We start from the raw sequence: 14,251 nt of genomic DNA, 5'->3' as shown, positions 1-14,251 counted from the left end.
GGATCCTTAATCCTTGATTCTCAATTGATGATCGGATGGCATGCCTGACACGGTCCCCGATCCTTGTGCGGTGGGGCAATGCCGGCCCGTATCGGCGGTGGGGGAAGGATGATCCCATCCGGGTCCGGAACAATATGCCCGGTTGTCCCAATGGCATGACATTGGGTACACGGTCCACGATAGGGATGTGGCATGATTTCCCCAGGCAGAATCATGGGGGCCGTTTCCACCTGGGCAAACCCAAGGTTTGTCCTGGCCCGAAGAATGAACTGCTGCATTCTTCCCTTGCGATAAACGTTGATGGCTGCATTCTGCGCCGATTGCACCCTGCGGGTTTGCACAAGCAAGTCCTCAAGGCTCTTGACATTGTTGCCATTCACGGAAACGATGACATCCCCGGCCAACAGACCGGCCTCGGCGGCATTCATGGTGACCTCGTCCACCAGCAGTCCCTGAAGTTCCATCGGCAAATTTAATTTCTTTTTCAGCTCGTCCGAAAGCGGCAAGGCTTCAAGCCCCTTCCAGTGGCCTTCGGCAAGTTTGGCATTGGGATTGACGAACGTTTCCGTGCCGACAGGTGGCCGGGCGGCAGGCAGGGGAAGAGGCCTGGTTCCCATGGCGTGGGGCGCTGGAACCGGAGGTTGATGGGGCGACAGCGCCGTCATTCCCCGGGATGGATCGGAAAATGATTCTTGCGGCGGCGCGGGCCGGGTCAACACCGGCTGATCGACGGCAGGATCCATTCTCCGGAGCGATTGTTCCGAGAACAACGCTGCCAGAATCAGGACAAAGAGACCGATGAAACCCACTGTGACGATGGTGACAGCCTCGAATTTCATATCATGAACATCCTTACAGCGATGACAAACATCAAAACCGCATAGATCCAACGCAACATGTTCAGCGGTATCACCGAGGTCATCCAGGCCCCGGCCATGCCGCCGAGAAATGCACCCGGTGTCAGGATGAGGGCCATCACCAGCGGGGTTTGCAGGTCGAACGAGCCGGTCTGAACGCCATGCCACAAGGCGACGACGGATCCGACCAACGAGGCGAAAAAGACCAGCGTCGCACTGTTGGCAATGGCGTTGCGGAGCGGCATGTGGGCGATATACCGTTGCAGCGGCACTTCGATGACGCCTCCCGTGATACCAAGAATGCCACTGATGATCCCCATCGGCAGACCGAGAATTCCATGCCGGGTGATCGGATGTTTGAATTCAGGAGCGGGGCTGTCGGTATCGATCTGGTTGCCGAAATATTTACGCAGCCAGGGCATCATTCCCTCACGAAAACGCGGTGTATTCTCCGACATCGTTTCCTCGGACCATTCCTCGGGCTCGCTGCGGGATTCGGAAATTTCAACCAGCATTTTGATGCCCAGCAACAGGGCGAAAACGCCCAAAAGCCATTGAATGGCGGTCTTCGACATGACGTTGCCGATGAAATACCCCAACACCATGCCGCCCATGGCCCAGGGAATCAGTGGTTTGCAGAGATCGAAGCGCAACAGCCCCTGGCGCCGATAGCGCAGGACGGCGGCTCCGTACATGAAAATGTTCGTGATATAGGCCACGGGGCGAACCAGCAGCAGGCCGTAGCCGAAAAACCACATCAGACCCGTCACCTTGATGATGCCACCACCCATGGTCATCATCCCGCCGCTGATTCCGGAGACAAAGCCCAACAGCAGCAAACCAAAGAAGTTTTGTGGTGTATAACCAAGAATACGCAACGATGGCGTGTGTCCCGGATCGCCCATTCCCGGTGAACGGGTGGAGGATGGATTCGTTGGCGTTTGCAGGGCAATATTTTTTCCAAAATCACCGGCAAGCATGCCCTGTACCTTCTGCCACCACCGGTCGGCCATTCGCGGTGGACGCGGTGCCGATTGGGGTGCGGGTTCGCTGGCGAAGGCCGGTTGACCGTTCGTGGCCGGGATCCCCGTTGTGCGGGAAAAGGTGACGACCTCCTGAAAATGGGTGATCAGGACGTTGACCGGGACGGCATAGCCGACAATGGTCCCGTTGGCTGCTTCGACGGCAAGGTTGATGCCGACAAGGTTGCCCTGATCGTTGATGAGCGGACCTCCGCTCTGGGCCCAATGGAATATGGCATTGGTCTGAATCAGATGGGTCAGATTCTGTTCCATGATGGGCACGGGACGGGTCAAATCGACCTGTTCGATCGTGCCCACGCGGGCGATGGCCTCGGTCCCCAGAGGATCGCCCCAGGCCTGAACCTCGGCCCCCGGCCTGATGAGGGGACTGTCGTCAAGCGCCATGTAGGGAAAGACATCCTGGGAAACAATCTTGACCAGGGCCAGATCATGTTCCCGCACAACCTTGACCGTCTTGGCGGAATATTCGCGTGGACCAAAAGGTGTTTGCACCCGGACCTGAATCTCGGACAAATTTTCGATCAGGTGAAAGGCGGTGACGACATACCCCTTCGGATTGACGAGAACGCCCGATCCGGAAGAAATGAAGCCGGCAGGGGTATTGTTCCGGGGTTTGGTTTGCCCGGCGATGTTGACCAGTGCCACGCGCACCGGATTGGTGTCCGGAGGTGTCGTCGTATTCAGTGCCACCAGATGGCCACTGGCCGTGGCGGTCTTCGGCGTGTTGGCCAGACCAAACAGGGGCGAATTGAGTTGGTCCCGGTGGTCCCGGACCAGATGGATGCCCCAGGCGATGGTACCGAAAAAGAAAAAAACAAGGACCGCCGCCGGGATGCGCCATCCTTGACGGCAGAAGGGAATAAACGGGGAAGAGGATCTGAAGTTTTTCATTTCAGAATGTGATCATGATAATGTAACATGATGAAAGAAGAAGAAAAATTCCAGAAACAGGCAAGCCAAGGCGCAAATACCTCCGAAAATCGAGAATAAAGCCGTCCGAATGCGTATCCGATCCGCGCATGCGACCGGCCATCATGCTGGCCACGACCGGACCGGCGGTCGCCCCCGACAGGGAAGCCGAGGACCCGGCCAGAACACCCAGGGAGAGCGCCCACCAGACCGCATGATCGGAAAAGGTCAGACTCAAGGATTTGGCGACGGGAACCAGAAACGCCGTGGTCGGTCCGGCGTTGAGAAACGGGGTGACCAGACTGGCCAACCACATCAGGACAAGAAAGGACACGGTGGCACTGCCCCCGCCAAGAGTGACCACAAGTTGGTGAAATCCCTCCAGGATGCCTGCGGCCTGCAATCCACCCACCATGACGAAAAGGCCCAGGAAAAAAAGAAGATCGCCACCACTCATGGCCTCGAAGAGTTCATGTTGGGGGATGCGACCAAGAACCAGGACGGACAGACCGGCGACAAAGGTCACCGAAGAGGGCCTGAAACCAAGCGGTTGCGCCAGCAGAAAACCGATGAGGGTCAGCGCCAGGACCCATGAGCCAAGACGCAACAGATAGCCATCGACCGGTTGGGTGGTTGAAATGCCAGCAGGCTCGTTTTGATTCCAGGACCGGGACGATTTGTGGTTTCGCGGGTTGACACGATGCTGGAAAAAAACAAGCAGAATGGCAAGAAAAAACAGGTTTGGCACCATCATGGAGCGGATAAAATCATCGAAATGCAATTGGGCCGCGGCGCCGATGATCATGTTGGGAAAATCTCCGACCAGGGTGGAAGCCCCCCCAAGATTGGAGGCGACCAGTTCCCCCGCCACCATCGGCGCTGCGGCCATGCCCATGGAGCGGCAAAAGGCCAGGGTGAATGGCACCATGATGATCATTACCGAAAGGTTGGAAAAGAACAGCGACAAAGTATAGGTTGTCAAAATAAGGAGCGTGAACACTAGGGTCGGATTGCCCCCGGAAAAACGCGCCGTTCGCGTGGACAGATCATTGAAAATTCCCGAGCGGAACAAAACACTGGAGATAAGAGACATGCCGAACAACAGCGACAGGCTGTCAAAATAGATGGCCTCCAGGGCCTGTGCCGGACTGTAGAAGTCGAGCGCCTGACCCAGGAGAAGAAATCCCGTGGCACCGATCACCATGGCCGCGCCGCGGTTCACCAGATCCAGCGAGACCAGGAGAAACACGGCGGCAAAAAGCACAATGGATAGAATAACGGTCCCCATCAGGAAACATCTCCCTTGGAGGGATCGGGTTGGGTCGCATGGAATTCAGAAAGTTTTTGCCGCATGGAAGAAATATCGTCTTTCAGGGCATTGAGTTCGGGAAGGGATCCCTCCACCGACTTGAAATGCACCGTAAGGTCTCCAATATGGGGAATGCCTTCCATGAGGCGGTCCTCGACCCAAAGACTGATTTCTTTGCCCTGTTCGACCGTCAGTTCGGAATCGACGCCGATGACGACCGTCACCCAGACCTCCTGACCGACACGGCGCGACCGTACCTGTTCCACCGCCTTCACGCCGCGAACGGTGCCCGCCAGCTCCCGGACACGCTGGATCATTTCCGTCGGCGCCGAAACATCCATGAGTTCCTGGATGGAATTCCAGACAATCTTGACCCCCAGATAGAAAAGGTCGATGCATTCCCCCACGGCCACCAATGCGTCCAACCAGGGAAGGTTGAGATAATGGGAGCCGATGATGCCGCAGGCGACCGCCATCGAAGAATAGGCGTCGGATTTTTGATGATGGGAAAGGACGGAGACGATCGGACTGTTGATCTGAGTGGAAACGCAGCGGGTATAGTACCACAGGAAAAGATTGGCCCCGACCGCGAACAGGGCCGCCCACAAGGCGATCATGTGCGGCGCCTGGTGGGTTCCCCCTTTGAACAGTTTGTCGGCCTCGAAATAAATGAACAATCCCGTGATGAGGATCATGCAGATGCCGACGGTAAATGAAAAAAGAAATTCCGCTTTGCCATGTCCAAACTGATGTTCCTGATCGATCGGTTGCTTGGAAACCTTCAGACCAAACACAATCAGGAAAGAGGTCAGGACATCCTTGGCAGAATACAGGGCATCGATCAGCAGTGCCTGGGATCCGGAAATGACGCCGACGAAAACCTTCAATATGGAGAGCGCGATGTTGGCGATCAAGCCGATCCAGCCCACCGATTGATAGCAGATGATGCATTGTGGATAACTCATAAACCTTCATTCCTGCGTCGGTTGCGCAAGGTCTTGCGCGCCAGTTGGTTGAAGGTTGCCAGGACAAATCCACAGATGAAGGCCCCGGAAATGATGAGAATCAGCGGCATTTCGATGGTCGGCCCCACAATGAAACGAATTTGCACCGTATTCATGTTTTGCGATGCAAAAATCAGCAACAGAATGGAGAGGATCAGGGAAACGAAAGGCTTGGTCACCATTCATCTCCCCGGTCGCACGAAAAGTGACATCCCATTCCCATTTTCTACCTTAAATGGACTCGGCCCAGTTGCCGATCAACGGCAATTTCCACGCCCTTCCCATGATCACCGACGCCAGTCCGAAGACGGAAAAAAGGAAGCACAGCAATCCGGAAATGCTGAAAAAGGGACGCCCAAGGCCAGGGATGGCCAGACTGTAGATGGCCAGAACTTCCCACATCCACAATATGATTCCCTGGCGTGCGTGAAAGCGGACATAACTGTCCTCCCGGTTGACGACCAGAGGAACCAGTGAAAGAATGCCCAGATAGCTCATTCCCGCGAGCATCTTGGCGCCGATTCCCGAAGGAATTTGAACGGTTGTCGTCATGATGAATTCTCCAATGGGGAAAAGGATCGTGTCCGGTTATTTGACCGACCTGGAAACCTGCCCGACCTGTTCCCAATACTGTGGGGGCAGTTCCATGGCCAGTTTGAGCGCTCCCGAACCACCGCAAAAGTCCGGATCGGGCACCTGTCGCACCACCACATGGCCGTAATCCTTCATCATCGAAGCGATCAGGTTTTCCATGCCGCGAATGCTTGAACCACCGCCGGTCAGGTAGATGTTTTGCAATGCTTCTTCCTGATCCTCGGGATCGAAGACCATGACCAGACTTTGCAGGTGTTCCACGATTTCGGTGACGATCGTCTCGCAGGCAGTTCGAATTTCCTTGGTCAGATTGAAGGATCCCGGTTTGCCATTGACCCGGAGCGGAACGATGACCTCCTCCTTGGGCGTACCGACGAAGGCGTGCTGTTCCTTGATTTTGCGCGCCAGATTGTTGGTCATTTGCACGTTGGGGTAGGTTTCGCGAATCAGGTTTTCCAGAACAAGGTCGATGTAGTTTCCCGCCTTCAGGACGGTCACCTGTTCATCGACGCCGGGAATGGTCCCTTTCATGGCGCAAATGTCGGTCGTGCCGGCGCCAATATCGATGATGATGGCATTGTTGAGCTGATCAATCTGATAGGCGGCCATGAACGGTTCGGAGACCACCATCGAAAGGTCGAGGACTTCCTGGGTGATCTTGAGCAGCTGATTTTTGTTGAACATCGATGCCCGGGCCGGAACTCCCAAAACACCGTAAATCTGATCACCCGGTGCCGGATTGGCCAGGCTGATGGCATGCCTGAGAAGCAACTTGGCCGCTTCCGAGGCCTGATCGTTGGCCTCCTTCAAAACCCCATCCTCAAGTGGATAGTGAATATCCAGATAGGATTGGCGTTTGAGGGCTTCTTCTCCGATCATGTGCGATTGGTGCATCAATTTGACGCCGATGATGTCCTTGGGATAGCCAACCACGGATCGGACCGTGGCGCGTGCGCCCCTGTTGGACAACACCATGGTCCTGGATGTCCCCAGATCGATGCCGAGCAGGAGTGGCCCCCCCGATTGTCCTGATGTTTTCATACCTTCTCTTTCATCCTCTTATCTTTCGGGTTGTTGACATGAAGATAAGTGTCTCATGATTGGCAAATGGCCTGATCCCCCATCATTCCTGGTCCGGTCCTGCCTTGGGTTCCTGCTTGAACGCACGGAAGATGGCCCCAACGGTCCCCGCGATCGGCATGGTCACCACCCCGACGGTGCCAACCACAAGGTTGACGCCTCCCTGAAGGATTCCGCCGACACCACCGACGACACCCGTGACCCCCTTGGCCATCGTTTTTGCAGCGCGATCCGTGCCGCTGAACGGGGTGGACGTTGGCAGTCCATCCGTTTCCGGAGGCGTCGGGTTGACGAGGGTACGCTTCTTCCCGGAAACCTTCTGAAAGGTGTGAACAGCCCCGCCCACCATGTCACCCAGGGCGTTGTAGATGCCAAGCCCAAGGGTTTCGACGGGAATTTCCGTGGCTCCGGCTTGGGACGAGCGTCTGCGGGTTCCGGTTTTCTTTTGACTTTGGCCTGCCTGGGCCGTTTCGGCGGTCGCATCGGGAGACGACCCGCCATCGACAGGCTGGGGTTGTCCCTTCAATTGACGAAGAAACGCCTCGTTGACCCGCGTCTGGGCCGCGGAAGGCAGCGGATCCATTTTTCCACGCTGTCCCGTGGAGGTGGTCCTGGGCGTTGGCGGGACAAGTCCTCCGGAAGTCCATTTCGGACCTTCCTCGGAAACCGACGCGGCTGGCGCTTCGTCCTGTTGCACGACCGGTGCGCTGTCCGACGCGACAACGGGTGCGGCAGCGGGTGATTCGTCGATCGGAGTCGTTGTCGTAACGTCCTCCTCGATGGAAAACGCGGCAGAGGGCGCAGCAAGCGAGGCTTCTGTCGCTGCCGATCCAGTTTCCCGAGCTTCCAGGTTGGCCTCCTGTTTTTCCCGCATGGCGCGAAGATCGAAGCCTTCGTCCATTTTTTTGGTCGCGGCATCGCGAATCATCTTCAACACACGCTCTTTTTCAGCTGCGGCGACAAAAGCATCCTTCTTGGGCAAGGGTGGCGGCTCGACCTGATCGGAAGGGGGCGTGGTCGTGACGGAATCTGGAGAAGCCATCGTGTCGGAAACAGGCTTCTCTTCCGATTTCGGGGCGACCACAACGGACGGCGCGGCAACAGACTTCGCTTCCGATTCCGGTGCTGCCACGACGGACGGCGCGGCAACAGACTTCGCTTCCGATTCCGGTGCCACAACGGCTTTTCCGGCAGAGGGTACCACCGGTTCGGCCAATGCTGTTGTAGCGGTCGTCGCAGTCGGCGCATCCTGGGAATCGGTGGTCGTGGATTGAATGCGCGCCAGATCGGAAAACCGATCGGCCATCTGGGCCATGTCCGCCTTCTTTTCCGCCAAGGCCTCGGCTGATTTTGTGGTTGCCGTTGAATCCTTGAAATACTTCCCCTGGGAAACAGGTGGTTGAACCGTGGCAACCACGGAACCTTCCCTGGTCTCATCCAGCTTCTTCAAGGTTGATGGGGCGGGTGATTCCGCGCTCTGGACCGGTTTTCCCTCCCCGGAAACCGCCGGGGCCATCGATTTGTCCACGGGAATCGACGGAGTTTCCCCGGAAGCGGTCGTGACCGCCAAGGATGTCTCGGGAGGAGCGGAGGAGATTGATTTTTTCCTCTTTTCCTTTTCGTCCATCCGCGTTGAAAACCCCTTCAGCTTATCGTCAAGAGTCGTGGCAGTCGCTGTTTGGGCCACTGGGATCGCGGCAGAGGGCAACGCCTTTGCGGTATCTTTTTCCTGCCCCTTCTCATCGGTGTTTCCAGCCGACTTTTCCGCGATTTTGCCGGAATCCTTCACCGTGTCGCCGGAAACGATGGTGGTCCCGGATGGTCCCGTACCTCCTGCCGCCACGGAGGTCGATGGTGTGCCCGGTATCGACGTCTGGGAAAAAAGATCCTTCGCGGCGTTTTCTTTTTTTTCGCCTTCCGATCCGATGGCAGCGTCCGATACCGTCACATCATGACCGGTCGCAACTTTTGCATCGGGCTTTTCATCGGTGGGTCCCGAAGCCTTTTTCAGCTTGTCGTTCAATTGCTGTTGCAATACAAGATCAAGATTGTCCGCCATTGTGTCATTCGCGCCTGGCACCTCTTCACCCTTGTTACCCGATTTTTTTCCAGGATCCCGAGGCTGCCATTCTTTCCTGGTCGATCCGGAACCACCTTCTTTGAATTTGTCCATCAATGTCTCTCCTGTCCGCCGCCAGGCACCTGGCGAAAACGTTTCATGGTCATCTATTTCAATGTGACAAACATGCGTTTGTTGTCACGTTCGACATCCAAGAGGATGGTTTTGGCTGATAAGGTCGCCTTGATGGCCTGATCCAATAACGCATTGGTGGAAACCGGCTGACTGTTGATGGCAAGGACGATATCGTTCACAAGCAGACCCGCCTGCTCGGCCTGTAAACCAGGATCCAATTCCTGAACCAGTGCTCCCTGCTTGCCTGAAAGTGACTGAGTTTTGCTGGCCATGGCGGGCTTAATCGGCTGAAGTTCCATGCCCATCCATTCAAACTCCGTCGGCGGGGGGGGACCGGGGTTGACGTTGCCCGTGGAAACCGCCGCATTTCCCTGGAGACCGGTGACCGGTTGCCGGGGATCCATCGTCGTGACCGGCGGAGGGGTGATCGATACGATCAGATCCATCCGTTTTTGTTTCCGAATCAGGGAAAACCGCGCCTTGTCGCCAATCGCATACTTTTTCAACCGTGCCACAAGTTCCTCGGGAGAGCGCAGCCAGCGTCCGTCCAATTTGAAAAGAATGTCGCCAACCTCCAGACCCGCCATGGCCGCCGCGGAACCAGGAAGGATACCCTGGACAAAGACACCGTTGGCAAAGGGCGGCGAAAACCGTTGAATCAACACTTCGTCGAGCGGTTTGAAATCGGCGCCGATCAGGGAGGTTTCCTGAAGCGTTGGCGGGGCCGTTCCCATGTTTGGATCGATCGTGGTGGCGGGCATGGCGACGTTGAACCCATTGGCCCCCCCCGGAATGCCAAATGCGGAGGTCGGCAGATGGGCCAATTGTCCCGCGGGAAGGATGACATGACAGCTTTCACAGGTTCCGCGATCCCCATGCGGCGCGACCGCATTGGCCGGAATGGCTGGTGGCGTCCGTCGGGCGGCCACGGTCTGCCCTTGTCCGGTCCAACCCTGCTGGGCCATGGCCGGGGTGATTTCGGGAAGTGTGATGATTTCCCCCAGAAACTCGCGGACCGCATTGACCGGCACCGCAAAACCAACCCCGGAAAATGCCTGCGTTGGCGAATAGATGGCCGTGTTGATGCCTATGACATAACCGAAGCGTGACACGAGCGGTCCACCGGAATTACCCTGATTGATGGCGGCGTCGGTTTGAATGAGGTCCTTGTGAACCACCCCCTCGATGGTCACTGCCTTGCGGGAACCGGAGATGATCCCCTTGCTGACGGTTTGATCGAGTCCAAAAGGACATCCAACCGTGATCACCGGGTCGCCGACCTGGATCAGGTCACTGTTTCCCAGGGGCGACGCCTGCAGGGGAAGGGGAACGTTGATCTTCAGAAGGACCAGATCCCGGGCCGGGTCGAGACGGATCACCTCGGCGGGGTAACGCTGGGTTCCCTGGACACCAAAAACCGTGACAAAAATGTTCTGGGCATTTTCGACGACGTGAAAATTGCTGACGACATAACCGTCGGCGGAGACGATCACCCCCGAACCGATGCTTTCCATGGCCACGCCCGTGAAGGGGCTGGCAAATTTCAAGGTTCCTTCGGGATTGGGTGGGATCGCGGTCCCAGCAGCCGGGGCCATGCCCGCCTGAAACGGGGTCGAACGATTCTGGGTGCTGACATTGACGACACTGGGCAGGATGGATCGAACCACGGTGGAAAAGGATTCCTGATCCGTCGGTGCCGCGGACGTGCCGGGAGCGGGTTGCCAGAATGCCGCCGGTTGCCCCTGGAGCATCGACGGTGGGGCCGACTGGATCGGGGTTCCGGGAATGGCCGCGATGGCGGCGACCCCCTGCTGGCCCATGTCGCGGGTAACCTCCATGGCCCTTTCCGAGTCGATGCCGATTTCATCCAGGAAATAGTTCAGATACCAATAGCTTCCCGCAAGACCGATGACGGCGATGACACCAACGATGAAGAGGTATTTTCGGTATTCCAGGCCACACTCGACGCCTTTGTTTGAAAACATCGTTGTTTACTCGTCCGATTGTTGGGAATGTTCCGTCAATTCCGCATCCGGCTGCCCGTTCGGGCGACCAATGCGCATTTTGGAAACGCCCGCACCAAGAGCCACAAGACCAAGAACGATGAGCAGCAGGGGGACAATACCCCGAAGCATTTCGACAATGGACCACCACCAGGTGGAGAGTCCCCATAAACCAAGAGCGATCGAGATCAGTCCGAAGACGATGGTAGGCATGACCGGCCTTTCCCTCAAAACTGGATGGACGACATAGGTTGTGCAGCGGCGACAGAATGCCCCTTGCTTGATTTTTTCATGACCAGCATTGCGTAGAGAAACAGTGCCAGGTTGATGATACCGGTAAATACGAATGGTGCCGTGGGGCCGATCCAGTCAAAAAGAATTCCGCCGATCTGTAGAAAGAAGATGACGCCAAAACAGCCGACCGTGTTGAAGACACCAAGAACGGAGCCGCGTATGGACTCGGGAGCCAGGTCCAGAGCCAGGGTTTGCGGTACCAGAATGCAGCCCGCCTGTCCGACCCCGATGATGGTGACCGGAACCAGGATCCACCATGAATAAGGATTGAGAATCAGCCCCATGCTCGTGAAGCCGATGGCCGACAGCAGCAGGCCGAAGGCGATGGCGGATACACGACCGATGCGCAGGGTCAGTCGTCCCCAAAAGGGAATGGCAATCAGGACGACAACCCCAACCAGACCGATCACGATTCCAGCACGGGAAGCGGACTGGGTATGGGTGATTCCCTCCAGTAAATCGGCGAAGTACACATACCAGGTCATCAGGAAAAGTCCGATGATGACCATGTCGTTGCGCGCCGTGAAGGCGGAAAGAAAACTGAGGCGCAAACCTTCTTCCTGTTTGACGAGTTCCCAGATTTGTTTGAACGGGAATGGACCGCGGATGACCTCAAGATGCTGGGTCGTATCGACCAGAAGATTTTTCGCCAACCATGCGCCTGCCAGGGCGATCAGTCCGGCCAGCCACATGGTTGGCGTGATACCGATCTGTTCCGGCATCTGCATCAATACGGCATAGACCAGGGTGATGCCGAAGGCCATCATGAAGCCGACGTTGGCCAGGAATTTGGGCCGATCGTCGGGCCGGGTATAATCTCCGGCCAGGGTGGCGACCTGAGGCCAGATGAGGGTGCCACCGAGTGACATGAGAATGCGAACCACGTAGAAAACCACAAGGGCACTGATTCCCAGAAAGGCGCCGATTTCGATGTCGAACGGCGCCAGGAACGCAGTGACACCCGCCAGCAGGAATCCGTAGATCATCAAAGGAATGCGCCCGATGCGATCGGAAATGTATCCCAGATAGCCGACGAACAGCAGATCGACCAATTCCGTGATGACCTGAATATTGGCGTTGACAAACCCCGCATTGTCACGCGCCAACCCCAGGACCTGGCTCAGATACAGCGGTTGCAGCGCCATGACCAGGGTCAGAAAGATCATGACCAGCGCCACCACAAGATACAGGGCGTTATGATGGTGCCGTTCCAGTTCTTCGGAATCCAACATTCCGGATTTGCCTTGAGTATGCACGGTCCTGTCACTGCCCACGGGCGGCATCTCCGTTCTTTTCGCCAAACAGTTGCAGGACAAGTCCGTGAATGATCGGAAATTTCCAGGATCGGTTCAACAGAACCGAGACCAGGCCGACAAGGCTGGCAAACGTGACCAAAACCATCGAGGTACTGAAGATGTATGGCCCCAATCCCGGAAAATGCATCAGAAAAAAGGATGACGCGGCCCAGATCCACAAGATCAATCCCTGCCTGGCATGGAACGCCACGAATCCGTCCTGACGGTTGAGCAGCAATGGCACCAGACACAAGACGCCCATGTAACCGAGTGCAGCCATCATTCTGGTTTTCACGGTGCATCTCTCCACGGAATCGAGATTTTATGCATGGTGGCGCGCATGGAATCATTCCGGGATCAGCTGATCGCCTCTTCCAGTTCGCCTTCTTCCGGGGGACGTTTCATGTAACTGTAGATGCCGACGCCGACCGCGGCGACTGCCCCGACGAGCAGAATCGGTCCCCAGGCGCCGAGGCCCAGACCGAGACCCAGACTGGTGCCGGAGCCGGTCCAGATGGTTCCGCCCGTGGCGATCCCCTTGGCGCCGGCGGCAGCCTTGACACCAACAGCCGCACCGCTGCCTCCGAGAACCTGACCACCGATGGCGCCATTGGTCCCCGCCGTGGCTCCCTTGCATATCAAGGTTCCCTTGGTGGTGGCCATGCCTGTTCCAGCCATGGCCCCTTTTCCGGTCATGGCTGTTTTTCCGGACAAGGCCCCCTTGCCGGTGCAGACCACCGTGCCCTTGCCCATGGCGCCCTTTCCGGCAGTGCCCTTGACGGCAGCGGTTTCCAATTCTTTTTCACCCGCCTTGAAGCCGATCTGTTGCATGGCGACGCCCCCGCCCGCAGCCCCCTTGACAGCCATTCCCGTGGCCCCCTGATGGAGAATGAGCCATTTTCCGGCGGCGGTCGTCCCGATGGGGGCCTTGCCAACAGTGACGGTCTTGCCAACCAACGCCGAAAGCTGTCCCGATTGTCTTGCCCCCTCAAGTTTGAGGGCCACCATGCCCTCATTGCCGGACATTGGGTGCAGGAAGATCCAGTTGGCCATGCCGTCGCCCGTCGCCACGGTCGAGCCCACCACAAAGGATTTCCCGGACAGCATGGGCACCTGCGCCGCCTGGGCAGCCCCACTCAGCTTGAACATCATTGTTTCCCCTGCCATGGCACAACTCCTCGCTTGTTTTTTGCTCCCACGGACCGCACTGTTCGGATTCCGTGACGGTTGGACTGCTCCGGTTCTCCGTTCTTCGAGAAAGTTATTGTATATTAAATATTATAAATTTAATGAAATAAGTTAAACGTGACTGCATCAAGAACCGAAAAGACACTGTGAAAAAACAAGTATCGACGACCCGCAATCCAAAGAAACGGCTTACTCTAACTTATATTGTATTCATGCAACATGATCGATGCCTTGATGTGACCAGGGGCATGAGGAGACGAGGAGGTTTTCGCTCCCGTCCATGGCCTGGGTCGATCAGAAACGCGGTGTAACTGGGATTTTCCAAACTTGCCGCAAACAACGACGGGAAACTTACTTTGAAGGGGGGAGTCTGGCTTGATCCGAATGCTAGGGTTTTTATTAATATAACTAAGGTTTTCGATGGGCTTCGGGATGCGAATGGGCAATGGCAGCAGCTCGTTTCCGGTTTTTTCGCACGAAT

General features: G+C 56.7%; 13 protein-coding genes. All 13 read right to left on the bottom strand.

Going from position 1 to position 14,251, the window contains the following annotated elements; all coding sequences use genetic code 11:
* Positions 1-20: 20 nt before the first annotated feature.
* The 13 genes from HQL76_15270 to HQL76_15210 all read right to left on the bottom strand — a co-directional run bounded on the left by HQL76_15270 (position 21) and on the right by HQL76_15210 (position 13,749).
* Positions 21-839, bottom strand: a complete 819-nt coding sequence (locus HQL76_15270; GenBank protein MBF0110527.1) for a PDZ domain-containing protein — start codon at positions 837-839, stop codon at positions 21-23.
* Entirely contained in the window at positions 836-2,791 is a 1,956-nt protein-coding gene (locus HQL76_15265) for a TSUP family transporter (GenBank protein ID MBF0110526.1), read from the bottom strand. Before HQL76_15265 ends, HQL76_15270 begins: the two co-directional genes overlap by 4 nt.
* A gap of 1 nt (position 2,792) precedes the next feature.
* Positions 2,793-4,097 carry a hypothetical protein gene (locus HQL76_15260; GenBank protein MBF0110525.1) on the bottom strand — a complete coding sequence of 435 codons (1,305 nt, stop codon included), beginning with the start codon at positions 4,095-4,097 and terminating at the stop codon, positions 2,793-2,795.
* A complete protein-coding gene (gene mamM, locus HQL76_15255) occupies positions 4,097-5,083 on the bottom strand; it encodes a magnetosome biogenesis CDF transporter MamM (protein MBF0110524.1) in 987 nt (328 codons plus the stop codon). The genes HQL76_15260 and mamM overlap by 1 nt, the downstream gene beginning before the upstream one ends.
* Positions 5,080-5,304 (bottom strand): LapA family protein, encoded by a 225-nt coding sequence (locus HQL76_15250; protein ID MBF0110523.1) that lies wholly within the window; start codon positions 5,302-5,304, stop codon positions 5,080-5,082. Before HQL76_15250 ends, mamM begins: the two co-directional genes overlap by 4 nt.
* A 49-nt stretch (positions 5,305-5,353) precedes the next feature.
* Positions 5,354-5,674 carry a hypothetical protein gene (locus tag HQL76_15245; GenBank protein MBF0110522.1) on the bottom strand — a complete coding sequence of 107 codons (321 nt, stop codon included), beginning with the start codon at positions 5,672-5,674 and terminating at the stop codon, positions 5,354-5,356.
* A gap of 36 nt (positions 5,675-5,710) precedes the next feature.
* Positions 5,711-6,757 (bottom strand): rod shape-determining protein, encoded by a 1,047-nt coding sequence (locus HQL76_15240; GenBank protein ID MBF0110521.1) that lies wholly within the window; start codon positions 6,755-6,757, stop codon positions 5,711-5,713.
* Between the two features lie 82 nt (positions 6,758-6,839).
* On the bottom strand, positions 6,840-8,969 hold the full coding sequence (locus HQL76_15235) for a hypothetical protein (protein MBF0110520.1): 2,130 nt from the start codon (positions 8,967-8,969) through the stop codon (positions 6,840-6,842).
* 53 nt (positions 8,970-9,022) lie between these two features.
* A complete protein-coding gene (locus tag HQL76_15230; GenBank protein ID MBF0110519.1) occupies positions 9,023-10,975 on the bottom strand; it encodes a trypsin-like peptidase domain-containing protein in 1,953 nt (650 codons plus the stop codon).
* A 6-nt stretch (positions 10,976-10,981) separates the two neighbouring features.
* Positions 10,982-11,206 (bottom strand): hypothetical protein, encoded by a 225-nt coding sequence (locus HQL76_15225; GenBank protein MBF0110518.1) that lies wholly within the window; start codon positions 11,204-11,206, stop codon positions 10,982-10,984.
* 14 nt (positions 11,207-11,220) lie between these two features.
* Complete coding sequence (locus HQL76_15220; protein ID MBF0110517.1) at positions 11,221-12,519, bottom strand: MFS transporter; 1,299 nt, start codon at positions 12,517-12,519, stop codon at positions 11,221-11,223.
* A 31-nt stretch (positions 12,520-12,550) separates the two neighbouring features.
* On the bottom strand, positions 12,551-12,877 hold the full coding sequence (locus HQL76_15215) for a hypothetical protein (GenBank protein MBF0110516.1): 327 nt from the start codon (positions 12,875-12,877) through the stop codon (positions 12,551-12,553).
* A 62-nt stretch (positions 12,878-12,939) separates the two neighbouring features.
* Entirely contained in the window at positions 12,940-13,749 is an 810-nt protein-coding gene (locus HQL76_15210) for a hypothetical protein (protein ID MBF0110515.1), read from the bottom strand.
* Between the last annotated feature and the right edge of the window lie 502 nt (positions 13,750-14,251).

It is taken from the genome of Magnetococcales bacterium (assembly GCA_015228815.1).
GTDB lineage: Bacteria > Pseudomonadota > Magnetococcia > Magnetococcales > UBA8363 > UBA8363.
This window is presented reverse-complemented; position numbering and strand designations above follow the sequence as displayed.